Origin of the sequence: Agrobacterium salinitolerans (assembly GCF_002008225.1) — a bacterium.
Taxonomy (GTDB): domain Bacteria; phylum Pseudomonadota; class Alphaproteobacteria; order Rhizobiales; family Rhizobiaceae; genus Agrobacterium; species Agrobacterium salinitolerans.
On the sequence record NZ_MRDH01000018.1, the window covers coordinates 103,462 to 126,575 of the forward strand.

General features: G+C 58.7%; 22 protein-coding genes. 7 read left to right on the top strand and 15 right to left on the bottom strand.

Translation table 11 applies throughout. From position 1 onward, the window contains the following. Positions 1 to 3 precede the first annotated feature (3 nt). The 8 genes from tsaE to chvI all read right to left on the bottom strand — a co-directional run bounded on the left by tsaE (position 4) and on the right by chvI (position 9,680). Entirely contained in the window at positions 4 to 1,524 is a 1,521-nt protein-coding gene (tsaE, locus tag BS627_RS13355) for a tRNA (adenosine(37)-N6)-threonylcarbamoyltransferase complex ATPase subunit type 1 TsaE (protein WP_077983692.1), read from the bottom strand. Continuing rightward, positions 1,521 to 4,103 (bottom strand): sensor histidine kinase, encoded by a 2,583-nt coding sequence (locus BS627_RS13360; protein ID WP_077983693.1) that lies wholly within the window; start codon positions 4,101 to 4,103, stop codon positions 1,521 to 1,523. Before BS627_RS13360 ends, tsaE begins: the two co-directional genes overlap by 4 nt. A gap of 208 nt (positions 4,104 to 4,311) precedes the next feature. After that, positions 4,312 to 5,712: an adenosylhomocysteinase gene (gene ahcY / locus BS627_RS13370; RefSeq protein ID WP_077983695.1), complete on the bottom strand. Its 1,401-nt coding sequence runs from the start codon at positions 5,710 to 5,712 to the stop codon at positions 4,312 to 4,314. Positions 5,713 to 5,839: 127 nt separating this feature from the next. Further along, a complete protein-coding gene (locus BS627_RS13375; RefSeq protein WP_003521181.1) occupies positions 5,840 to 6,115 on the bottom strand; it encodes an HPr family phosphocarrier protein in 276 nt (91 codons plus the stop codon). Positions 6,116 to 6,126: 11 nt separating this feature from the next. Beyond that, positions 6,127 to 6,528 carry a PTS sugar transporter subunit IIA gene (locus BS627_RS13380; RefSeq protein WP_003505374.1) on the bottom strand — a complete coding sequence of 134 codons (402 nt, stop codon included), beginning with the start codon at positions 6,526 to 6,528 and terminating at the stop codon, positions 6,127 to 6,129. A 125-nt stretch (positions 6,529 to 6,653) separates the two neighbouring features. Further along, positions 6,654 to 7,118 carry an HPr kinase/phosphorylase gene (locus BS627_RS13385; RefSeq protein WP_077983696.1) on the bottom strand — a complete coding sequence of 155 codons (465 nt, stop codon included), beginning with the start codon at positions 7,116 to 7,118 and terminating at the stop codon, positions 6,654 to 6,656. After that, a complete protein-coding gene (gene chvG, locus BS627_RS13390; RefSeq protein WP_077983697.1) occupies positions 7,108 to 8,898 on the bottom strand; it encodes a two-component system sensor histidine kinase ChvG in 1,791 nt (596 codons plus the stop codon). Before chvG ends, BS627_RS13385 begins: the two co-directional genes overlap by 11 nt. A gap of 56 nt (positions 8,899 to 8,954) precedes the next feature. Continuing rightward, positions 8,955 to 9,680: a two-component system response regulator ChvI gene (gene chvI, locus BS627_RS13395; protein ID WP_003505377.1), complete on the bottom strand. Its 726-nt coding sequence runs from the start codon at positions 9,678 to 9,680 to the stop codon at positions 8,955 to 8,957. A 339-nt stretch (positions 9,681 to 10,019) separates the two neighbouring features. On the opposite strand from chvI, the gene BS627_RS13400 reads away from it, so the two are divergent. The 3 genes from BS627_RS13400 to lysM all read left to right on the top strand — a co-directional run bounded on the left by BS627_RS13400 (position 10,020) and on the right by lysM (position 12,701). Then, positions 10,020 to 11,630, top strand: a complete 1,611-nt coding sequence (locus tag BS627_RS13400) for a phosphoenolpyruvate carboxykinase (RefSeq protein WP_077983698.1) — start codon at positions 10,020 to 10,022, stop codon at positions 11,628 to 11,630. A 111-nt stretch (positions 11,631 to 11,741) separates the two neighbouring features. Further along, positions 11,742 to 12,176 carry an alternative ribosome rescue aminoacyl-tRNA hydrolase ArfB gene (gene arfB / locus BS627_RS13405; RefSeq protein ID WP_077983699.1) on the top strand — a complete coding sequence of 145 codons (435 nt, stop codon included), beginning with the start codon at positions 11,742 to 11,744 and terminating at the stop codon, positions 12,174 to 12,176. Positions 12,177 to 12,251: 75 nt separating this feature from the next. After that, entirely contained in the window at positions 12,252 to 12,701 is a 450-nt protein-coding gene (lysM, locus tag BS627_RS13410) for a peptidoglycan-binding protein LysM (protein ID WP_077983700.1), read from the top strand. A 43-nt stretch (positions 12,702 to 12,744) separates the two neighbouring features. Here lysM and coaA read toward each other — a convergent pair whose 3' ends face one another. From coaA to hisB, 7 genes are read right to left on the bottom strand one after another with little or no spacing between them, the layout of a single operon-like run. Then, positions 12,745 to 13,746, bottom strand: coding sequence for a type I pantothenate kinase (gene coaA, locus BS627_RS13415; RefSeq protein ID WP_170985697.1), 1,002 nt, complete (start codon positions 13,744 to 13,746; stop codon positions 12,745 to 12,747). After that, complete coding sequence (locus tag BS627_RS13420) at positions 13,743 to 14,066, bottom strand: phosphoribosyl-ATP diphosphatase (RefSeq protein WP_077983701.1); 324 nt, start codon at positions 14,064 to 14,066, stop codon at positions 13,743 to 13,745. The genes coaA and BS627_RS13420 overlap by 4 nt, the downstream gene beginning before the upstream one ends. A 15-nt stretch (positions 14,067 to 14,081) precedes the next feature. Then, positions 14,082 to 14,858 (bottom strand): imidazole glycerol phosphate synthase subunit HisF, encoded by a 777-nt coding sequence (gene hisF, locus BS627_RS13425; RefSeq protein WP_077983702.1) that lies wholly within the window; start codon positions 14,856 to 14,858, stop codon positions 14,082 to 14,084. Further along, entirely contained in the window at positions 14,855 to 15,598 is a 744-nt protein-coding gene (gene hisA / locus BS627_RS13430) for a 1-(5-phosphoribosyl)-5-[(5-phosphoribosylamino)methylideneamino]imidazole-4-carboxamide isomerase (RefSeq protein ID WP_077983703.1), read from the bottom strand. Before hisA ends, hisF begins: the two co-directional genes overlap by 4 nt. Before the next feature lies 1 nt (position 15,599). Further along, on the bottom strand, positions 15,600 to 16,250 hold the full coding sequence (hisH, locus tag BS627_RS13435) for an imidazole glycerol phosphate synthase subunit HisH (protein ID WP_077983725.1): 651 nt from the start codon (positions 16,248 to 16,250) through the stop codon (positions 15,600 to 15,602). Position 16,251: 1 nt separating this feature from the next. After that, on the bottom strand, positions 16,252 to 16,746 hold the full coding sequence (locus BS627_RS13440) for a DUF2628 domain-containing protein (protein ID WP_077983704.1): 495 nt from the start codon (positions 16,744 to 16,746) through the stop codon (positions 16,252 to 16,254). A gap of 21 nt (positions 16,747 to 16,767) precedes the next feature. Continuing rightward, a complete protein-coding gene (gene hisB / locus BS627_RS13445) occupies positions 16,768 to 17,364 on the bottom strand; it encodes an imidazoleglycerol-phosphate dehydratase HisB (protein WP_077983705.1) in 597 nt (198 codons plus the stop codon). Positions 17,365 to 17,564: 200 nt separating this feature from the next. Here hisB and hslV point away from each other — a divergent pair, with 200 nt between their 5' ends. The 4 genes from hslV (at position 17,565) to BS627_RS13465 (ending at position 22,920) form a co-directional block, all read left to right on the top strand. Beyond that, the gene (gene hslV, locus BS627_RS13450) at positions 17,565 to 18,089 is read left to right on the top strand and encodes an ATP-dependent protease subunit HslV (protein ID WP_077983706.1); all 525 of its coding nucleotides are present in this window, start codon (positions 17,565 to 17,567) and stop codon (positions 18,087 to 18,089) included. A 71-nt stretch (positions 18,090 to 18,160) separates the two neighbouring features. Continuing rightward, on the top strand, positions 18,161 to 19,468 hold the full coding sequence (hslU, locus tag BS627_RS13455) for an ATP-dependent protease ATPase subunit HslU (protein WP_077983707.1): 1,308 nt from the start codon (positions 18,161 to 18,163) through the stop codon (positions 19,466 to 19,468). Positions 19,469 to 19,666: 198 nt separating this feature from the next. Then, positions 19,667 to 20,632, top strand: a complete 966-nt coding sequence (locus BS627_RS13460; RefSeq protein ID WP_077983726.1) for a DUF1402 family protein — start codon at positions 19,667 to 19,669, stop codon at positions 20,630 to 20,632. 119 nt (positions 20,633 to 20,751) lie between these two features. Continuing rightward, entirely contained in the window at positions 20,752 to 22,920 is a 2,169-nt protein-coding gene (locus BS627_RS13465; RefSeq protein WP_077983708.1) for a malate synthase G, read from the top strand. Positions 22,921 to 23,114 lie beyond the last annotated feature (194 nt).

Genomic DNA, 23,114 nt, shown 5'->3' on the forward strand with positions numbered 1-23,114 from the left:
TGGTCAACCGTGTTCGTCGTTAAAGTCCATGCCCATGCGGACACACCATTCTTTGAGCGGTGCCAGCTGCGGATGGGAAAGTGCAGCGGCCAGATAGCGGAACGTCCTCGGCATATGTTTCATATAACCGGGTTTCTTGTCCCGTTCCAACAGCCTTACCCAGATGCCTGCAAGCTTGCAGTTGCGCTGCGCCGACATGATGGCGAAAGCCTTGAGGAATGTGGCCTCATCGAAAGCGGGCGTCGCTTTTCTGCTGTCGAGATAATGCGAAAGCAGGCGTGTCTGCAATTCGGGAGAGATGGTAACCCGCGCATCCTGTACGATGGAAGCGAGATCATAGGCGGTGGGGCCAATCATCGCATCCTGAAAATCGATCAGGCCGACCTGACGGATGCCGCTGTTCTGCGCCTGCCAGAGAATGTTCGGCGAATGGAAGTCACGCAGCAGAAGCCCCGTTTCACAGCCGGCCAGCGCATCGATCAGGCCGTCCCAGATGGCGTAATAGTCCTGTTTCTCGCCATCGGTAAGCGCTCCACCGCGTTTATGGGGCAGATACCATTCCACCAGCAGAGAGACTTCGATCTTCATCGCCTGCCGGTCGAAGGGAGGAATGTCGTAGGTGCTGCCATCGCGCATCGGCAGCAATGCCGGGGGTGGTGTCTGGTGAAGAGTGGCGAGACAGGCGACACTTTGAAGATAACGCTCTTCTATCGGTGTGCCGTCGGCAGCCAGCACGCCCTCCCGTCCGAGATCCTCCAGAAGGAGAATGCCCTGATCGATATCCGCAGCCAGAATCTCCGGCGCGCAGAAACCAGTGTTTCGCAGATAGTCGCCGATCGCCACAAAGGAGCGGGCATCCTGGGCAAGATGGGCGATTTCCGCATAGGTCTTGCCATCCGCAACGATCGCGCCTCTCATGGGGCGGCGCCAGTCCATCAGAATAAGCTCGGGACCATCGGTGGAAATCGTCTCGTAGGCGCGTGTGGAGGCATCGCCACTCAGAAAACGGCGGGTCGCACCACCTCTGTCATTTTTCGCCAGAAATTCACGAATGGCGAAAACACGGTCGAGCCGTGCTTTTCGTTTTGCGGGAGCCTCTATTACGGCCACGCGGCCTTCGCCCGAATGCGTCAGCCGCAGGGTGATCGTCTGCTCCGGCGGCAGAACCTCTGCGGCGATGTCAGGCCACTCGATCAGGCAGACGCCCTCCTCCAGCATTTCATCGATGCCGAGTTCATCCAGCTCCGAAACATCCGAAAGCCGGTAGAGATCGAGATGGGCGACGGGGATGCGGGCGTCATAAGTCTGGATGATGGTGAAGGTGGGGCTCGGAACCTCAAGATCGGGTTCATCCGCCATCGCCCGGATGAAGGCGCGGGCGAGCGTGGATTTGCCAGCGCCGAGATCGCCGATCAGCGCCAGGCAATCGCCGGGTTTCAGGGCCAAGGCTAGGTCTTCACCGAGCCTTATGGTGTCTCTTTCTCCCGCCAGCGAAATGGTGATCGGCAAGATGTCTTGGCTCATTCTGCGGCGATGGAGTGCGGCCGTGTGGCGGAGGGAATGCGGCAGGTGACGATGGTGCCGTTGCCGGGTCGGCTGTCGATGCTGACGGTGCCATGATGCAGGCTGACGAAGCTTTCGACGATGGAAAGGCCAAGCCCCGCACCGGTCCGCCGTCCGCCATTGCCACGCGTCGAAAAGCGGTCGAACACCGTTTTCAGCATGTCTTCGGGAATGCCCGGACCCTTATCCGCAACGGAGAATACGAAGTCGCCTTCGCTGCGCTGGCAGGAGAGCTGCACGGAGGAACCTTCGGGTGCGAAGTTGATCGCATTGGTCAGGAGCTTGATGAGAATCTGTTTCAGCCGCTGGTGGTCGGCCACCAGACTGCCGAGATGGGCAGGCGCGACGATCTCGAGCGAAATACCGCTTTCCTGCAGCCGGTCGGCGATCTGCACCGAAACATCGTCGAGCAGCTCGTTCAGATCATTATCCGAATAATTGAGCTGCATGATGCCGGCATCGACGGTTGCGAGATCGAGAATATCGTTGACGATGGTCAGGAGAACCGAGGACGAGGTGGAAATATGATCGAGATATTCCGCCTGCCGTTCCGTCAATTGGCCGATGCCGGGGGTCTTCAGGAGATCGGTGAAGCCGATGATATTGGTCAGTGGCGAGCGCAACTCGTAGGAAACATGCTGCACGAAATCGTTCTTCAGCTCGTCCGCCTTCAGAAGCGCGTCGTTCTTTTCCTTGAGCGCCCGCTCGGCGCGCACGCTGTCCGTCATGTTGACGAAGGTCAGCATTGTCTGCGCATCCGGCAGCGGAATGATCGCATAATCGAGCACGAGGCCGGAAAGCAGTTCCAGCGTGCCCTGCCGCGACGGCCGTTCGTCATCGAAGCTGGTGATGAACTGGCTGAAGGCGCGCCAGCCGTCCGGTCCGTCATAGGATTGGGCGCAGGCGGTTTCGATGGCGCGAATATGCGTGCCCGTTTCCGCTTCATCGGCCGTCACGCCCCAGAGCGCCCGGAATGCCGGGTTGGACAGGCGAATGCGCCCGTCTGCACCGAATACGGCGACACCTTCTGCCAGATGGTCGATGGTTTCGCCCTGCACCTTGACCAAGGTGTTGTAGCGCATCTGAAGATCGACCTGCTCGGTCAGGTTCTCGAAAACCCAGGTCGCGCCACCCTGCGGATGCGCGGTGGCGATGACCCGCAAGGTCTGGCCATTGGGCAGGTGCCACAGATCCGTCTTGGTATCGAGCGAACGGTAGACGGAAAGCGCCGTCTCCTTCCAATTCTTCCAGTTCAGCTGCTCCGGCAATTTGCCGGCGGTACGCAGCCTGTCCAGAAGTTCGGAATTATCAGGGCTGGATTCGAGGAAAACGAGATCGAGACCCCACAGAGCCGCGAAAGCCTGATTGTAGAATTGCAGCCGCTGCCGGCCGTCGAAAATGGCGACGGGCGTCGCCAGATGATCGAGCGTTTCGGCGTGGCTTTTCAAAACTCGCTTGAGTTCCTCGCTGATGGTTTCCGCTTCGGTGGCATCGATGGCGATCCCGGCAGACCCGCCCGCCGTTTTTATGTCGACGACGTCGAAGAAGCTGCGGTTACCGGAAACGACGGTCGAAATGCGATCATGATAGGGCGATTCCGGTGTCGCAGCCGCGCGTATCTTCTGTCGTGTAACCGTGTTCAGAAGTTCGCGCTTTTCCTGAACGGCCTGCCCGGCATCACGCGCATCCACCGCATGGGCGTAAGCGTGGTTGACCCAGGTGAGTTCACCTTCGCCATTGCGACGCCAGACGGGCTGTTCGATGGAATCGAGAAGTTCCTGAAATGTCGATACGGAGGCAAGTAGACGCTCGCGCTCGACCTGCAATTCCGCGAGTTCAGCGCGCAGATTGTTGAGCGCGATGAAGCGCGCAAAGGCGTTTCCGCCGGAAACCCGGCCCTGAACTTCAATGACTTCGCCGCGCTGTGTCTCGATGGTCAGGTCGAAACTCTGGGCGTGGCTGCGCAGTTTCTCGATGGATTTCTCAAGCTGGCTTGCGGATGCCGGCTTCAGCCAGCGGCCGAATGCCAGAAAATCCTGGTCCGCTTGCGGCACACCGGTCTCGGCTGGTAGCTGGCCCAGAAATTCCGGACGTTTGTCCGCGCCGTCCCAGATGACGATGCGGCGGCTCTTGTCGGAAATCAGCGCCTCGTATTTCGCGATCTTGTGGTGGGACTGCGCAAGCGCCTGTCGGTATTCGCTGCTTTCCGCCTCGATATTACCGCGCTGGCGCACCAGCCAGACGACAGAAAACAGCGTTGCCGAAAGCATGCCGACGAAAAGCGAATAGGTGATGGTTTCTCCGGATGAGAACAGCCGCGCGCCGGTCTTTGCCACAAGGCCGTCCTGCGCCATCGCAACGGTTGTCGAGCCGGCGAGAACCGTGCCCGAAAGCAGGACAGGCAGCCTCGCAAAGCCTGTCTGAACCGCACTGACGACCTGCCGGCAACGCGCAAGAGCCGCACTCAATGCCACGCCCGCATGCGTGTTTTCAAGGCGTTGAACTGTCTGCTTGCGCAGATCCGAATTTTGAACCGTCATCCCCGGTCTGTCTCCGTCCTATGTGCCGCATCTTCGACAAGACATCCCATTTCGTCCCCGCCGCCCTTTGGCGTGTCCGAATCAAGTCTGATGACAATACCGTCTTCATAAATCTGCGGGAAGTGAGCGCGCAAAAAAGATGCCGTGCGCTTTGTCAAGCGCACGGCATCTAGATATTGTGTAATTTCAGTGGATATTAACTATGAAATTAATATCTGTAGTGTTCCGCCTTGAACGGACCTTCCTTCGAGATGCCGATATAATCTGCCTGAAGGTCGGAAAGTTCGGTCAGGCGCACGCCAAGCTTCTCGAGATGAAGGCGCGCGACCTTCTCGTCGAGGTGCTTGGGAAGCACGTAAACTTCATTCTTGTATTCGCCCTGCTTGGTGAAGAGCTCAATCTGGCCCAGCACCTGGTTGGTGAAGGAGGCCGACATGACGAAGGACGGGTGACCGGTGGCGTTGCCGAGGTTCAGCAGGCGGCCTTCGGACAGAAGAATGATGCGGTTGCCCTTCGGGAACTCGATCATGTCGACCTGCGGCTTGATGTTCGTCCACTTCAGGTTACGCAGCGAGGCGACCTGAATTTCATTGTCGAAGTGGCCGATATTGCCGACGATCGCCATGTCCTTCATCTCGCGCATATGCTCGATGCGGATCACGTCCTTATTGCCTGTCGTGGTGATGAAGATGTCAGCGGAAGAGACGACGTCTTCCAGGCGAACGACCTCAAAACCGTCCATGGCGGCCTGAAGCGCGCAGATCGGGTCGATTTCGGTCACCTTCACGCGGGCGCCAGCGCCCTGCAACGAGGCTGCGGAACCCTTGCCAACGTCGCCATAACCGCAGACCACGGCAACCTTGCCGGCCATCATCACATCGGTTGCGCGGCGAATGCCGTCGACGAGAGATTCCTTGCAGCCATACTTGTTGTCGAACTTCGACTTGGTGACGCTGTCATTGACGTTGATCGCCGGGAAGGGCAGCAGGCCCTTCTTGCTGAGATCGTAGAGACGGTGAACGCCGGTCGTCGTTTCTTCGGTGACACCCTTCAGCGCGTCGCGCTGCTTGGTGAACCAGCCGGGCGAGGCCTTGAGGCGCTTGTTGATCTGCGCGAAGAGGATTTCCTCTTCTTCCGAACCGGGATTGGACAGAACGTCCTCACCGGCTTCGGCGCGTGCGCCGAGCAGGATGTACATGGTGGCGTCGCCGCCGTCATCGAGGATCATGTTAGAGAGACCGCCGTCGGTCCACTGGAAGATCTTGTCGGTATATTCCCAATATTCCGTCAGGCTTTCACCCTTGACGGCGAATACCGGAATGCCGGCTGCTGCAATGGCTGCCGCCGCATGGTCCTGCGTCGAGAAGATGTTGCAAGAGGCCCAGCGAATCTCCGCGCCCAGTTCCTTCAGCGTCTCGATGAGAACGCCGGTCTGGATCGTCATGTGAAGAGAACCGGTAATACGTGCGCCCTTCAGGGGCTTGCTTTCACCGAATTCCTTGCGGCAGGACATCAGGCCCGGCATTTCGGTTTCGGCGATGTCCAGCTCCTTGCGGCCGAATGCGGCAAGGTTGATATCGGCGACGATGTAGTCCTTCTCAAGGCTCATAAGGTTCTCCAGATCAGAAACGCCGCGCCTCACAGCCCGGCTTTTAAACGTAGCTGCGGTTTAGCAGGCCACGAACGATCTGGCAATGATGATATAAAGAAGTCTTTATGTCTTTATATGTGCCGGCTCAGGCTTCTTCGCCGAAGCGGTCGGCGACCAGCGCCTCCAGTGCTTCCAGCGCTTCTTTCGCCTGATTGCCGCTTGCCTCGACATAAACGCTGCAGCCGGGGCTGGCCGCCAGCATCATCAGGCCCATGATGGAGGTGCCGCCAACGGTCATGCCATCCTTGGAAACCGTGATCGTCGCGTCGAAACCTTCAACCATCTGTACGAATTTGGCAGAAGCCCGGGCGTGGAGACCGCGTTTATTGATGATCGGTAGTTCCCGGGAGAATGGCGACATGGGCTGACTTCTCACTTGCCGCTTAAAACGCGGCTGGCGACGTTGATATATTTGCGGCCGGCATCGGATGCATCCTGAAGGGCCTTGTCCATATTATCTTCGCTGCGAACGCCTGCAAGCTTGATCAGCATGGGAAGATTGACCCCTGCGATGACTTCGACATTGCCGTTATTCATGACGGAAATCGCAAGATTGGAGGGTGTGCCGCCGAACATATCCGTCAGGATGATCACGCCATTGCCGTCATTGGCGCGCGCAACGGCGTCGATGATATCCTGCCGGCGCTGATCCATGTCGTCTTCGGGACCGATACAGACCGTCTCGATCAATTTCTGGGGACCGACGACATGCTCCAACGCATGGCGAAACTCCTCAGCCAGCTTGCCATGGGTGACAAGCACTAGTCCGATCATGAAATGCTCCCTTGCACACGCACTCTCATTGCCGACTATCGCAACGCGGCAATCCTGTCCATCGGTGGGATTTCATCTTGATGAGGAAAATGCGAATCGCAAGCCTAAAATCGCCCGAATCATCGTCACTTCACATTCGTTTTAAAAAGATTCTGAGCAAGTGCAGCAAATTTTCCATAGGGCGTCAGGCTGGAAAGCGGAATGCGCAGAAGCCGGATATGCCCGCCGCAGGGCAGGGAAAACCTCTCGTCATCTTCAGGAAGTCTTGGATTTGTCCCTGAAAGAACTGTCGTGACGGCAAAATGTAGTGGAGCGCGCGCAACGCTTCTGATGGAAACGATGCCGCTGCCGCGCAATTCCAGCAGGCCGGCGATGGCGTCCGGCCGCTCGGCAATGATGTTGTCGCCATCGCGATACACGAAAATCTGATCGTCCGCGATCAGCGCCGCCGGCAATCCGCAGCGTTCGGCCTCCGTTAGAAAGCTGAAGGCAAGTTCGCTTTTGCCGCTGCCCGACGGTCCGACGAAAAGAATGCCGGTGTTTTGAACGGTGATGGCGGTGGCGTGCAGGTTGAAGCGTTCAGCGGTCATGGGTTTCGGCCGCCGGCAGCGACAGGGTGAAGCGCGCGCCGGAAATCACGCCATATTTGTCGACTACGTTCTCCGCCCGCAGACTGCCGCCATGGGCTTCCGCGATCTGGCGGCTGATGGAAAGGCCAAGGCCGGAATTCTGTCCGAACCCTTCGCTCGCCGGCCGGTCTGTGTAGAAGCGCTCGAAAATCCGGTCGATGTCTTCTGCCTGAATGCCGGGCCCGTTGTCCTCCACCTGCACGATGCAACGATCCTTGTGACGGGAGAGGCGCACGGTGATGCGGCCGCTTTCCTCGGCAACGAAGGATCGCGCATTCTCGATGAGGTTGGTGACGATCTGACCGATACGCAGATCGTGACCATTCACCACGAAGGAGGTCTTTGCGCCTGCTTTCCGGTCGATGACATAGTCGATCGTCACACTTTTCTTCTTGGTGCTTATCTGGCGGGATATATCCACCAGACCCTTCATCAGCACATCGAGATCGAGCGGAGAGGCGTCGGCGCGCGCCAGTTCGGCATCGAGCCGCGACGCATCCGAAATGTCGCTGATCAGGCGGTCGAGACGGCGCACATCGTGGAAGATGATTTCGGTCAGGCGCTGTTTGGACTCTTCGGTCTTGGCGCGCGGCAGGGTCTCCACGGCGCTGCGCAGCGAGGTCAGCGGGTTCTTGAGCTCATGGCTGACATCGGCGGCGAAGCTTTCGATGGCGTCGATACGGTCGTAAAGCGCCGTCGTCATTTCACGCAACGCAATCGAAAGATTGCCGATCTCATCCTGACGCGCCGAGAAATCCGGTATTTCCTCGCGGGTTCTCGCCCCGCGGCGCACGCGGATTGCAGCCGCCGAAAGCCGCCGAAGCGGCGTGGCGATGGTGGAGGAGAGGAGCAGCGACAGGACGATATTGACCAGCGTCGCGATGCCGAAGACGCGCATGATGGCAAGGCGCTCCGCATGCACGATCTTGTCGATGTCGCCCGCTTGCGTAGAAAGCAGCAGAACGCCGAGCACGGCCCGGAAGCGCTGCACCGGTACGGCCACGGAAACAATCAGCTCGCCCTTTTCCGTGACACGCACGACCGCGCCGCGCACGCCGGTCAACGCATTCATCACTTCGGGATAGATCGAACCGTCGCCGCCGGGCGCTTCCTTATATTGCGGCAGGCTGCTCGGCTGCAGCATGCGGTTGAACATGCTGGTGAACCAGTCGCCCCAGCTTTGCGTCTCCGGTGTTACCGGCGGCAGGTCGAAACGCAGCACCTGACCGCGCGAATAAAGATGACGGGAATCGAGCAGGAGGTTGGCGTCGGCATCGAACAGCCGCGCACGGGTGCGCGTCGGCGAAATCAGCCGCCGCAGCACAGGTGCGACCCGCTCCGGATTGATCGGGAAACTCAAGTCCTCGTCATTGGGGGCAGGGGTGATGCTCTGTCCCGCCTGCAATTCGAGCAGCTTTTCCGGATTGATGGTGATCGAGTTGGTATCGACCGAGGCGGAAGCGGAGACAGCGCCGGCGATGATCTCGCCCTGCGTCAACAGGCTTTCCACGCGCGCGTCGATCAGCCCCTCGCGGAACTGGTTGAGATAGAGAATGCCGCCGACCAGAACCACCGTCGCCGCGACGTTGAAAAAAAGGATGCGGCGCGTGAGGCTGGAAAACACCGCATTGCCGAAGATGCGCCGGATGATCGTCAACGGATGGATACGATGGCGGCGTTCGCTGCCGCGTTCTTCGGCATCGTCACTGTCCGAGACGGTTTCCGGCGTTTTCTTCAACACGTATTCAAGTCCTCACCGCCCCTTATCGGGCGGTCCCTTCTGCGTGAGTCGGCTCTTCAAGCCGCTTCGCGGAAGCGATATCCTACGCCATAAAGCGTTTCAATCATATCGAAGTCGCCATCGACCAGTTTGAACTTCTTGCGAAGGCGCTTGATATGGCTGTCGATGGTGCGGTCGTCCACATAGACCTGTTCGTCATAGGCGGCATCCATCAGCGCGTCGCGGCTTTTCACCACGCCCGGTCGCTGCGCCAGCGAATGCAGGATGAGGAATTCGGTGACCGTGAGCGTCACCGGCTCACCCTTCCAGGTGCAGGTGTGGCGTTCCTGGTCCATGGCGAGCTGCCCGCGCTCCAGCGTGCGCGCCTGCTGATCGGCGGTCGGCTTCAGCACGCTGCCGGTTGCAGCAGACGCTTCGCGGCTGCTGGCGCGGCGCAGGATGGCTTTGACGCGTTCCACCAGAAGACGCTGCGAGAAGGGTTTCGTGATGAAGTCGTCAGCGCCCATCTTCAGGCCGAACAATTCGTCGATCTCTTCATCCTTGGAGGTGAGGAAGATAACCGGCAGATCCGACTTCTGGCGAAGACGCCGCAGAAGCTCCATGCCGTCCATGCGTGGCATCTTAATATCGAAAATGGCGAGCTGCGGCGGGCGGGCGATCAGCCCGTCAAGCGCGGAGGCGCCGTCCGTATACGTTTCGACCCGGTAGCCTTCGGCTTCGAGCGCGATCGATACCGAAGTCAGAATATTCCGGTCGTCGTCGACAAGCGCGATCGTCTGCATGTAGTTGGTCTCCATCGTCATTTTCTCGTAACTCCCGACATTCACCCAGCCAAGGTTGTGCGCCGCGAGCCACTCTCTTGAGTATAAAGGTGGAACAAATTGTGGCAAAGGAAAACTCGCCCCGAAATCGCCAGTGAGGCGGGAGCGGATTTTGCAAAAAGGCCGCAGCTGGATTTTAATGCGTCTTCAACCGATTTAAAAAGAAATAAAATCTTTTAAATCGATTAATATATTGAAATTACTAAGTTTTTTAAAGTTTGGCTCTTGCGTTTCTAAAAGCTGCCACGTATTTTCCGTGAAAATTTCAACGGCCTTATCGTCATCAACAAGGAACGCGTCATGAACGAGCTTGGGGTTCATAATCCTGCCAATGGAGTTGCGGAACTCGGACTGGGCGAGGCCTCCCGCGTCTTTTATAACCTCAATGAGAGCGAATTATACGAGCACGCGATCCGTAACGGCGAAGCCGAACTGACCATCGACGGTGCGCTGCGCGCCGTCACCGGCCAGCATACGGGCCGCTCGCCGAAGGATAAATTCGTCGTTCGTGATGCTTCCACCGAGAACACCATCTGGTGGGACAACAACAAGCCGCTGTCGCCGGAAAATTTCGAGCTGCTGCGTCAGGACATGCTGGCCCACGCCGCCGGCAAGACGCTTTACGTGCAGGACCTGATCGGCGGCGCCGATGAGGAAAATGCGCTGCCGACACGCGTCGTCACCGAGCTTGCCTGGCATTCGCTGTTCATCCGCAATCTGCTGATCCGGCCGAAGGGGGAGACGCTTTCGGGCTTCAGCCAGAAGCTCACCATCATCAACCTGCCAAGCTTCAAGGCCGATCCGGCGCGTCACGGTGTTCGTTCGGAAACCGTCATTGCCTGCGATCTGACCAACGGCCTCGTCCTCATCGGCGGCACCTCCTATGCCGGTGAAAACAAGAAGTCGGTCTTCACGGTGCTGAACTACCTGCTGCCGGCCAAGGGCGTCATGCCCATGCATTGCTCGGCCAATGTCGGTCCGCAGGGTGATTCCGCCGTTTTCTTTGGCCTCTCCGGTACCGGCAAGACCACGCTGTCCGCCGATCCGTCGCGCACGCTGATCGGCGATGACGAACATGGCTGGGGCGAGCACGGCATCTTCAATTTCGAAGGCGGCTGCTATGCCAAGGCGATCAAGCTTTCGGCGGAAGCCGAGCCGGAAATCTACGCCGCGACCAATCGTTTCGGCACGGTTCTCGAAAACGTCGTGCTGGATGAAAGCCGGGTTCCTGATTTCAATGACAATTCGCTGACGGAAAACACCCGCAGCGCCTATCCATTGCACTTTATTCCGAATGCATCGGAAACGGGCATTGCCGGCCATCCGAAGACGATCATCATGCTGACGGCGGATGCCTTCGGTGTGCTGCCGCCGATCGCGCGTCTGACGCCGGAACAGGCCATGTACCACTTCCTCTCCGGATACACCGCTAAGGTTGCCGGCACGGAAAAGGGCGTGACCGAGCCGGAAGCGACATTCTCGACCTGCTTCGGCGCACCCTTCATGCCGCGCCACCCGGCGGAATACGGCAACCTGCTGCGTGAGCTGATCGGCAAGCACGGCGTCGATTGCTGGCTGGTGAATACAGGCTGGACCGGCGGCGCCTATGGCATCGGCAAGCGTATGCCCATCAAGGCAACGCGCGCGCTTCTAACGGCCGCACTTACCGGCGACCTGAAGAACGCGCAATTCCGCACCGATGCGAATTTTGGTTTCGCCGTGCCGCTGTCGCTTGATGGCGTCGACAGCGCAATCCTCGATCCGCGTTCCACCTGGGCCGATGGCGCAGCTTACGACGCGCAAGCGAAGAAGCTGGTGTCGATGTTCGTCACGAACTTCACCAAGTTCGAAGACCATGTCGACAGCAAGGTGCGCGACGCAGCGCCGGGCCTTTTGCTCGCGGCTGAATAATAAGGCCTCATTTGTGAGGAGGAGCGGACCCGGCCTTGTGCCGGGTTCTTTCGTTTGCTCCTCTGTTTTAATTTTTCGCGATCTGTGGCATCACCGGCGCGGAGAGAAAACATGGCCAGCGACCCGCTTTACATCAATAACCGCATCACCATTGCCGGCTGGGAACTGACGGAGCAATTCGTGCTGGCCGGCGGGCCGGGCGGCCAGAACGTCAACAAGGTCTCGACGGCGGTTCAGCTGTTTTTCGACATTGCCAATTCGCCCTCCCTTCCGGATCGGGTAAAGACCAATGCACTGCGCCTCGGTGGCAGGCGTGTGTCCAAAGATGGTGTGCTGATGATCGAGGCAAGCCGGTTTCGCAGTCAGGAACGCAATCGCGAAGACGCCCGCGAGCGGCTGAAGGAAATGCTTCTCGAAGCTGCCGCCCCTCCGCCGCCGGTGCGCAAGGCCACCAAGCCCACCAAGGGGTCGGTTGAGCGCCGCCTCAAGGCGAAGTCTGGCCGCTCCGATATCAAGAAAATGCGCGGCAAGCCCTCGGGCGAATAAGGGCCAAATGTTTCGCCCTTGTCATAGAGCTTCAAATATCGTCTGGTAAGCCTCCCTACAACCAAGGAGGGTGCTATGGGTCTGTTCAATTTCATCAAGGAAGCGGGAAAGAAGCTCGGTATCGGCGGTGACGATGCCCCTGATGTCGAAGCTGTCAAGAAGGAACTCGCTTCCCACGATCTCGGCACGGACAAGGTTCAGGTCGCAGTGGTGGACGACAAGGTCGTTCTGAAGGGCGAAGTAGCCGATCAGTCGGTTTTCGAAAAGGCGGTCATCGCGGTCGGCAATACGCTCGGCATTTCCAAGGTCGAGGCTGGCGAGCTGAAAGTGACTGACGCGCCCGCGAAAGAACCCGTCTTCTACACGGTCAAGAAGGGCGACAATCTCTGGAAGATTGCGGAAGCCCAGTATGGCAAGGCAAATGGCGCGAAGAACAACATCATCTTCGAAGCCAACAAGCCGATGCTGACGCATCCCGACAAGATTTATCCCGGACAGGTCCTGCGTATTCCTGAGCTTGCATAATAGCGGATTTTAACCGCCAAGGGTGCCGCCATGCGCGGCATCTTCACAGCTTGCGAAGCGCTACCGTGTCGATCAGGTGGTTCTTGCCCTTGCGAAGGATGAGATCGGCGCGCGGGCGCGTCGGCACGATGTTCTGGCGCAGGTTCTTCAGGTTGATGTTCTGCCAGAGCCCTTCGGCAATGCTGAGCGCTGCCTCTTCGCTGATCGACGCATAACGGTTGAAGAATGAATTCGGGTCGCGGAAGGCGGTCTGTCTCAGATTCATGAACCGGTTCACATACCAGTTGTGAATGAAGTCCTCGTCGGCATCGATATAAATCGAAAAATCGAAAAAGTCGGAAACGATCGGCACGATCCGCCCACCCGCCGGCAGGTCGCGCGATTGCAGTACGTTGATGCCTTCGAAGATCAGGATATCCGGCTGGTCTATGACAGTGAATTCGTTCGGCAGAACGTCGTAGGTCAGGTGCGAATAACGCGGCGCCTTCACATTCGGCTGGCCCGCCTTTATCGCCGATAGGAAACGCAGGAGCGCGCCGATATCGTAACTTTCGGGAAAGCCCTTGCGCTCCATCAGGTTTTCCCGCCGCAGGACCTCGTTTGGATAGAGAAATCCATCAGTCGTGATGAGATCGACCTTCGGGCTGGAGGGCCAGCGGGCCAGAAGCTCCTTCAGGATACGCGCCGTTGTGGACTTGCCAACGGCCACCGATCCGGCAATGCCGATGACAAAGGGCGTCTTGTTGACGTCACCCATGTTGAGGAAGCGGTTGCGCTGTTCGAATAGCAGCTGCGAGGCTTCTACATGGGAGGACAATAGGCGCGATAGCGAGAGATAGATGCGCCGCACTTCATCCAGATCGATCGGATCATCAAGCGAACGTAGCCGTTTGACCTCGTCGGCGGAAAGGGTCAGTGGCGTATCGGCGCGAAACTTCGCCCATTCTTCCGAACTGAAGAAGTGGTATGGCGAATATTCATCCGGTCGGAAATGATCGAGTGTGCCTGGCATGCCTCTCTCCCCGCTGCCTGCCTCCACATTCATGATGTCGGCCTCGCCGCCTTTTCCGCAAGGCCGGTCTGCCCGGTCCGGCGCTCCAGTTCGGCAAAGACGTCACTCAGGGGAATCTCGGCGATCTTCAGCACCACCAGCAGATGGTAAAGCAGGTCGGCGGCCTCGTTCTTCAGCCCATCACGGTCTTTCGCGATGGCGGCGATGACGGCTTCCACGGCCTCTTCGCCGAGTTTTTTGGCGGCGCGTTCCTGACCGGCAGCAACCAGCTTGGCCGTCCAGGATTCATCAGGAGAGGCGGCGGCGCGTGTCGCGACGATACGCTCCAGATCGGAAAGGGAAAATGCGCTCATGGGGAAATCCTGCAATCAGTCGAGACGCATGGCGATACCATGCTCGGCCATGTAGGTCTTGGCTTGCCCGATCGAATAGGTGCCGAAGTGGAAGATGGAGGCTGCAAGCACCGCAGTTGCATGGCCATCGCGCACGCCCGCCACCAGATCGTCCAGAGTTCCAACGCCGCCCGAGGCGATGACGGGCACGCGAACCTGATCGGCAATGGTGCGTGTCAGGCCGATATCATATCCGCTCTTGGTGCCGTCGCGATCCATCGAGGTTACAAGCAATTCGCCGGCGCCGCGTTCGACCATCTTGATGGCGAATTCGACGGCGTCGATCCCGGTCGGCTGGCGCCCGCCATGGGTGAAGATTTCCCAGCGACCTTCTTCTCCGTCCTTCGAAACGCGCTTGGCGTCGATGGAAACGACGATGCACTGGTTGCCGAATTTATCGGCCGCCTGCGCCACAAAATCCGGATCCTTGACGGCTGCGGAATTGATCGAGACCTTGTCGGCCCCGCACAGAAGCAGCTTGCGGATGTCGGCGACGCTGCGAACCCCGCCGCCAACGGTCAGCGGCATGAAGCAATGGTCGGCGGTACGCGAGACGACATCGAAGATCGTGTCACGATTATCCGAAGAGGCGGTAATGTCGAGGAAGCAGAGTTCGTCCGCTCCGGCCGCATCATAGGCTTTCGCCGCCTCGACGGGATCGCCAGCGTCGATCAGGTCGACAAAGTTCACGCCCTTGACGACACGACCGTCCTTCACATCCAGGCAGGGAATAACGCGGGCTTTGAGGGTCATACGTTTACCTCCTTTGCAGCCTTGATGAGGGTAAGCGCCTCGGCGGGGTCGATGCGACCGTCATAAAGCGCGCGACCGGAAATCGCACCCTCAAGCTTTGCGGCATCCGGCTGCAGCATGCGCTTGATATCATCGATGGAGGCAAGTCCGCCGGACGCGATGACCGGGATCGATACGGCATCCGCCAGTTCCAGCGTCGAGGCCCAGTTGATGCCGGCTAGAATGCCGTCACGATCGATATCGGTATAGATGATGGCGGCAACGCCAGCGCCTTCAAAACGTTTGGCAAGTTCGATGACACCGAGTTCGGAGGCTTCCGCCCAGCCTTCCACCGCCACCTTGCCGCCTTTGGCGTCGATGCCGACGGCGACCTGGCCGGGGAAACGTTTGCAAGCCTCAATGACCAGAACCGGATCGCGAACTGCCACCGTGCCGAGAATGACGCGCGCAAGACCACGGCTCAGCCAGGCCTCGATATGATCCAGCGTGCGGATGCCGCCGCCCAGCTGCACCGGGTTTTTCGTGGCTTTCAGAATGGCATCAACCGCTGCACCGTTGACTGTTTCACCAGCAAAGGCGCCGTTGAGATCAACCACATGCAGCCATTCAAAACCCTGATCCTCGAAGGCTTTCGCCTGCGCGCCGGGATCGGTGTTGTAGACGGTTGCCTGGTCCATATCGCCGAGTTTCAGGCGAACGCACTCACCGTCTTTGAGATCGATTGCGGGGAAAAGAATCATGTCAGGGCTTCCAGCGCAGGAAATTTGAAATCAGGGCAAGGCCGAGCGTCTGGCTTTTTTCCGGGTGGAACTGCGCGCCCGCCATATTGTCGCGGCCGACAAAAGCCGTCATCGCGCCACCGTAATTGGTGGTGGCGATGACGTCCGTCGAATGCTTGGCCGCCAGATGATAGGAATGCACGAAATAGGCGTGCAACCCGTCAGCGCCTGTCTTGATGCCGTCGAACAGCGGGTGGGCGTGGCGAATTTCCAGCGTGTTCCAGCCGATCTGCGGGATTTTAAGAGTGGGATCGGACGGCGTCATTTCCACGACGTCACCTTCGATCCAGCCGAGCCCGGTGCTGACGGTCTTTTCCAGCCCGCGTGAGGACATCAGCTGCATGCCGACGCAGATGCCGAGGAAGGGATGGGCCCTTTTTTCGACGGCTTCGATGAGTGCGTCATGCATTCCGGGAACGGCGTCAAGACCGGCGCGGCAATCCGCATAGGCGCCGACACCCGGCAGCACGATGCGGTCCGCCGAGGCGACATGATCCGGCCTGTCGGTCAGGTCGATAGTTGCATCGATGCCGGCTTCGCGGGCGGCACGCTCGAAAGCTTTGGTGGCCGAACGCAGGTTGCCCGAACCGTAGTCGATAATCGCGACACGCATGTCAGCGCCTTCCATTCAAGTCGAAAAGAAACGATCCGGCGGGATCGTTGACGAAGTTTTTGCCGCCGCTCTTTTGCGGCGAAGGGGTCCAGACCGGCTGGGACAGCTGTTCTGTCACGCCAGGATTCTCGGATAGACCGGAGAAATATATGTCTTCGGCACTCGAAAGATCAGGGGCGCAAACGACTGACGTCAGCGTCCAGCCTTTGCGCATCAGGTGCCGGACGAGAAAATCGCGACCCTCCAACGCCGTGATAATCCCGATGGCAAAATTGCACAGAATGCCCATTGGTTCGAATCCGGCTAACATCGAGGCCTGCCCGGCCGCGACGAGGGCGAAGACAACGAGAGCCGCCGCCAGCCACAGCCGGTTAATCGCAAGCCATAACCATGGCGCAATGAGAGCCAGCCAGACGAAACGATCGGCAATGAAGCGGATCGTCTTGTGGTTCCTGTCCGGCCCGTTGGGGGCTTCCAGAACGAGATAGCTTGTCATGGGCTTCCTGACGCTTTGGCGTCAGGCCAGCATGCCCTTCGTCGAGGGAACGCGGCCTGCCTGCCGGGGGTCGATCTCGGTTGCCGTACGAAGAACGCGGGCAACGGCCTTGAAGCACGTTTCGGCGATATGATGGTTGTTGGCGCCGTAATGGTTCAGGATATGCAGCGTAATGCCGGCATTCTGCGCGAGCGCCTGGAAGAACTCGCGCACCAGTTCGGTATCGAACGTGCCGATCTTCGGCGCGGAAAAATTGACGTTCCAGACCAGGAAGGGCCGGCCGGAAATATCGACGGCGGCCTTGGTCATCGTCTCGTCCATGGCAAGATCGAGCGAGGCGTAACGGGTAATGCCGCGCCGGTCGCCCAAGGCCTTGGCAATTGCCTGGCCGATGGCGATGCCGGTATCTTCCACGGTGTGGTGGTCATCGATATGCAGGTCGCCCTGAACTTCGATGTCCATGTCGATCAACGAATGGCGGCTCAACTGCTCCAGCATATGGTCGAAAAATCCCACGCCGGTGGAAATTTTCGATTTGCCGGTGCCGTCGATATCCACACGGACCGAAACCGAGGTTTCGTTGGTCTTGCGGATAATTTCGCCTTTACGTTCTGCCATTTTGGCCGCTCCGTGAAAATGTCGCCGTTCCTTATCAGCACGGGACACAAATATCCAGTTGTTCCATCGTCTTGCCTTGCAGGCTCAAAACCAAGCAACGCCGCGAAGATTGCAATCGTGAAAAGCAAACTTACATAGAACCCGAGAAGGGCCGCACCCCGGCCCGTTAACCCAGGCCCGGCAGGGCAGACAGGTGTTTGATGACAACAATCATTACAGTCAGAAAGGGCGGCAAGGTCGTCATGGCTGGCGACGGGCAGGTAAGCCTTGGCCAGACCGTCATGAAGGGCAATGCCCGCAAGGTTCGCCGCATCGGCAAGGGCGAAGTGATTGCCGGTTTTGCCGGCGCGACGGCGGATGCTTTTACGTTGCTCGACCGTCTCGAAAAGAAACTCGAGCAATATCCCGGCCAGCTGATGCGCGCCGCCGTGGAGCTCGCGAAGGACTGGCGCACGGATAAATATCTGCGCAATCTCGAAGCCATGATGCTGGTGGCTGACAAATCGACCACGCTCGCCATCACCGGCAATGGTGATGTGCTGGAACCGGAACATGGCACAATCGCCATCGGCTCCGGCGGCAACTATGCCTTCGCAGCCGCCCGCGCCATGATGGATACGGACAAGTCGGCCGAGGACGTGGCGCGTCAGGCGCTCGATATCGCCGCCGATATCTGCGTTTATACCAACCACAATCTCGTCGTCGAAACGCTCGACGCCGAATAAGCAATTACTCACCAAGGGTCCTGTGGGCCGGGCCAAATGGCCGGCCGGAACAGGAAAGCCGAGAGGATAGAATGACCACTTTTTCTCCCCGGGAGATCGTCTCGGAACTCGACCGCCACATCATCGGTCAGCATGATGCCAAACGTGCGGTCGCAATTGCGCTGCGCAACCGCTGGCGTCGCCAGCAGCTCGATGAGAGCCTGCGCGACGAAGTCATGCCGAAAAATATTCTGATGATCGGGCCGACCGGTGTCGGCAAGACGGAGATTTCGCGCCGTCTCGCGAAGCTCGCCGGCGCGCCCTTTATCAAGGTCGAAGCCACGAAGTTCACCGAAGTCGGTTATGTCGGCCGCGACGTCGAACAGATCATCCGCGATCTGGTCGAGATCGGCATCGGCCTCGTGCGTGAAAAGAAGCGCGCCGAAGTGCAGGCCAAGGCGCATCAGAGCGCCGAAGAGCGCGTGCTTGACGCACTGGTGGGCGCAACGGCATCGCCGGGCACCCGTGAGAACTTCCGCAAGAAGCTGCGCGACGGCGAATTGGACGACAAGGAAATCGATATCGAGGTGACGGATAGCGGATCGGGCATGCCCGGTTTCGAAATTCCCGGCATGCCGGGCGCCAATATCGGCGTGCTCAACCTGTCGGAAATGTTCGGCAAGGCCATGGGCGGACGCACCAAGAAGGTGCGCACGACGGTGTCCAAATCCTATGCCGATCTTATCCGCGACGAATCCGACAAGCTGCTCGACAATGAAATGATCCAGCGCGAGGCGGTGAAATCGGTCGAAAATGACGGCATTGTCTTCCTTGACGAGATCGACAAGATCGCCGCCCGCGATGGCGGCATGGGCGCCGGCGTGTCCCGCGAAGGTGTGCAGCGCGATTTGCTGCCGCTTGTCGAAGGCACGACGGTTTCGACGAAATACGGGCCTGTCAAAACCGACCATGTTCTCTTCATCGCCTCGGGCGCCTTCCATGTGGCAAAGCCTTCGGACCTCCTTCCCGAACTTCAGGGCCGCCTGCCGATCCGCGTCGAGCTGAAGCCGCTGACGAAGGAGGATTTCCGCCGTATCCTGACCGAGACGGAAGCAAGCCTCATCCGCCAGTATAAGGCGCTGATGGCGACGGAAGAACTCGATCTCGATTTCACCGATGATGCAATCGATGCGCTGGCCGATGTGGCCGTTCATCTCAATTCGTCGGTCGAGAACATCGGCGCCCGCCGTTTGCAGACGGTCATGGAGCGAGTTCTCGACGAGATTTCCTTCAACGCACCGGATCGTGGTGGCTCCGCCGTCAAGATCGATCAGGAATACGTCAAAAAACATGTCGGCGATCTCGCCGCCGATACGGATTTGTCGCGTTACATTCTCTGAAGACATCAGGGACAACGAAAGAAGAGTGCGGCCATATTTGCCGCACTCTTTTATTTTATCCGCCTTGTCTCGCATTCAGCCCGCATTTTGTTTATGGGAAGGGCTGCATTCCGGTTGGAACCGCTTTCGTGGAATGGTCCGGTTTTCCCAGCACCTTTCGCTGGCGGAAGCCGCAGGCTTGAGAAAAGGCATTCGCTCGTGCGCAAAACTCTTCTGGCATTTGCCGCTGCTTTGACGTTCACCGTCACCGCGTCTTCTTACGTCGAAGCTGCGACGGTCGTTCCGCCAGGCAATCGCAATGCCGAACAGCCCGGCGTTCCCGGCGCTTCTGCAAAAAGAACAAAAGCGTCCAACACCTCTTTCGAGCGCAAATACCAGAAGGTCATCGACCTCTTGTCCTCCGACAAAGCTCTAATCGCCAAGATCAAGTCGACGGCCGGGCGCTACGGCATCGATCCGATCCATATGATCGGCGCGATCGTTGGCGAACATACCTATAATGTCGACGCTTATGACCGACTGCAGTCCTATTACGTCAAGGCTGCTTCTTATGCGGGCAACAGCTTTCGTTTCGGCTACAAGGACGAAACCATCGCGCAGTTCCTCACGCATTCGCAATTTGCAAAATGCCAGTCGAAAAGGGATTCCTACAGCCTCTGGAACTGTCGGGAAGATGTCTGGGAAGACAACTTCCGCGGCAGGACGGTTGATGGCGTCGCCTACCCGAACAATCGCTTCAGCGCCGTGTTTTTCCAGCCCTTCTATGCCGGCCAGACCTTCGGCCTCGGCCAGATCAACCCGCTGACGGCGCTGATGTTGTCCGATATGGTGTCGAGAACGTCCGGCTATGAGAAGCTGGATGAGAACGACGCCGCTGCCGTCTATACCGCCATCATGGACCCTGACCGGTCGCTCGCTTTCATGGCGGCGTCCATCCGCAAGTCTATCGACGACTATAGATCGATTGCCGACATGGATATTTCGAAGAATCCGGGTGTGACCTCGACGCTTTATAATGTCGGCGGATCTCAGCAGCGCGCTACCATCCTTGCCCAGAAAAATCGCCAGCGCGCGTCAGGCGGGGAGCAGCCCCTGTTGCCGGAAGAAAATTATTATGGCTGGCTGGTGAATGACCGCATCAAGGATCTGCAGGCGCTTTTGTAGAAAAAGGCGACGATCGCCCACATTGTTTCCAAAATGGAAATAATATTTGGCTGTCCGCCGCAATTGACGAGCGACCGCCTCCGCGTCCAATCTGTGCCTTCAGAATAAAGGAGGCGCATGTGAGCCGCACGAATAAATTCGGTCTTTCCATCGATGACAGGCTTTATGCCTTTTTGACAGACGATGTTCTGCCAGGCACGGGTCTGGACAACGAAGCGTTCTTTGAAGGTTTTTCGACCATTGTTCACGAGCTTTCTCCGAAGAACCGCGAGTTGCTTGCAAAGCGCGACGCCCTGCAGGAAAAGCTGGATGGCTGGTATCGGCAGAATGGCGCGCCGGCGGATTTTGACGCGTATGAGGGCTTTCTGAAGGACATCGGCTATCTGCTGCCGGAAGGCCCGGGCTTCCAGGTGGAAACCAGCAATGTCGACCCTGAAATAGCCGCCGTTGCCGGCCCGCAGCTCGTCGTTCCGGTCATGAATGCGCGTTATGCGCTGAATGCGGCCAATGCCCGCTGGGGTTCACTTTATGATGCGCTTTACGGAACGGATGCCATTTCTGACGCCGACGGTGCGGAGAAGGGCAGGGGGTACAATCCGAAGCGCGGTGAAAAGGTCATTGCCTGGGCGCGAAATTTCCTCGATGAATCCGCTCCGCTGGAGACGGGAAGCTGGTCCGAGGTGACCGGTTTCAAGACCGAGGATGGCCTGTTGCAGCTTGCCATCGGCGACGCCAGGACTGGCCTCAAGGATGCAGCCCAGTTCAAGGGTTTCAGCGGCGAAGCGGCAAAGCCTGCAACGATCCTGCTCGGCAAGAATGGTTTGCACACCGAAATCGTCATCGATCCCACGACCGAAATCGGCAAGGGTGACAAGGCGGGAATCTCAGATGTCATTCTCGAATCCGCCCTCACGACCATCATGGATTGTGAGGATTCGGTTGCCGCCGTCGACGCCGAAGACAAGGTGCTGGTTTATGGCAACTGGCTTGGCCTGATGCGCGGCGACCTGACTGAAGAAGTATCAAAGGGCGGCAAGACCTTCACCCGCAGCCTAAACCCGGATCGCTATTACGCCGCTCCCAATGGCTCTGCGCTTACACTGCCGGGTCGGTCCCTGATGCTGGTGCGCAATGTCGGTCATCTCATGACCAATCCGGCGATCCTCGACAGGGAGGGCCGCGAGGTGCCGGAAGGCATCATGGATGCTGTCGTCACGGCGCTGATCGCCCTTTATGATGTCGGTCCATCCGGGCGGCGTCAGAATTCCCGCGCCGGCTCGATGTATGTCGTCAAGCCGAAGATGCACGGGCCGGAGGAAGTGGCCTTCGCCAACGAAATCTTCAGCCGGGTCGAACAGCTTGTCGGCATGGCGCCGAACACCATGAAAATGGGCATCATGGATGAGGAGCGCCGCACCACGGTCAACCTCAAGGAAAGCATCCGCGCCGCAAAGGATCGCGTCGTCTTCATCAATACGGGCTTTCTCGACCGCACGGGCGACGAAATCCACACCTCGATGGAGGCGGGTCCGATGATCCGCAAGGGCGATATGAAGCAGGCGGCGTGGATCGCCGCTTACGAGAACTGGAACGTTGATATCGGCCTCGAATGTGGCCTTTCCGGCCATGCGCAGATCGGCAAGGGCATGTGGGCCATGCCGGATCTGATGGCGGCCATGCTGGAGCAGAAGATCACGCACCCCAAGGCTGGCGCCAATACCGCCTGGGTGCCTTCGCCGACGGCGGCGACTCTGCACGCCACGCACTATCACAAGGTCGATGTCGCTTCGGTGCAGGAGGGGTTGAAAAGCCGCGGCCGTGCAAAGCTCTCCGATATTCTGTCGGTGCCGGTCGCGCCGCGTCCCAACTGGACACCGGAAGAAATCCAGCGCGAACTCGACAACAATGCGCAGGGTATTCTCGGCTATGTCGTGCGCTGGGTCGATCAGGGCGTCGGCTGCTCCAAGGTGCCCGATATCAACGATATCGGGCTGATGGAGGACCGCGCCACGCTTCGAATTTCCGCGCAGCACATGGCGAACTGGCTGCGCCATGGTGTGGTGACAGAGGGGCAGATCGTCGAGACCATGAAGCGCATGGCTGCCGTGGTCGATACGCAGAATGCGGGTGATCCGGCCTATCTGCCGATGGCATCCGACTTCGATGGATCGGTGGCATTTCAGGCGGCTGTCGAACTGGTGCTGAAGGGTCGCGAACAGCCTAATGGTTACACCGAACCTGTTCTGCACCGCCGTCGCCTGGAACTGAAGGCCAAACAGGCAGCCTGAAACCGTCAGCAGTCCTGAGAAACAAAAAAGCCGCCGGGGATATCCACGGCGGCTTCAGACCGCTGACAAACCCGTCGATATTTTCGGCGGGTTTTTTCTTTTTCGGGATGATGACGTTTTGTTGTCGTCTTTTACGATGCTGGATGGGAGATAAGATGAGCCTCGTTTCCTCATCCCCAGGCGGGTTTGGGTGC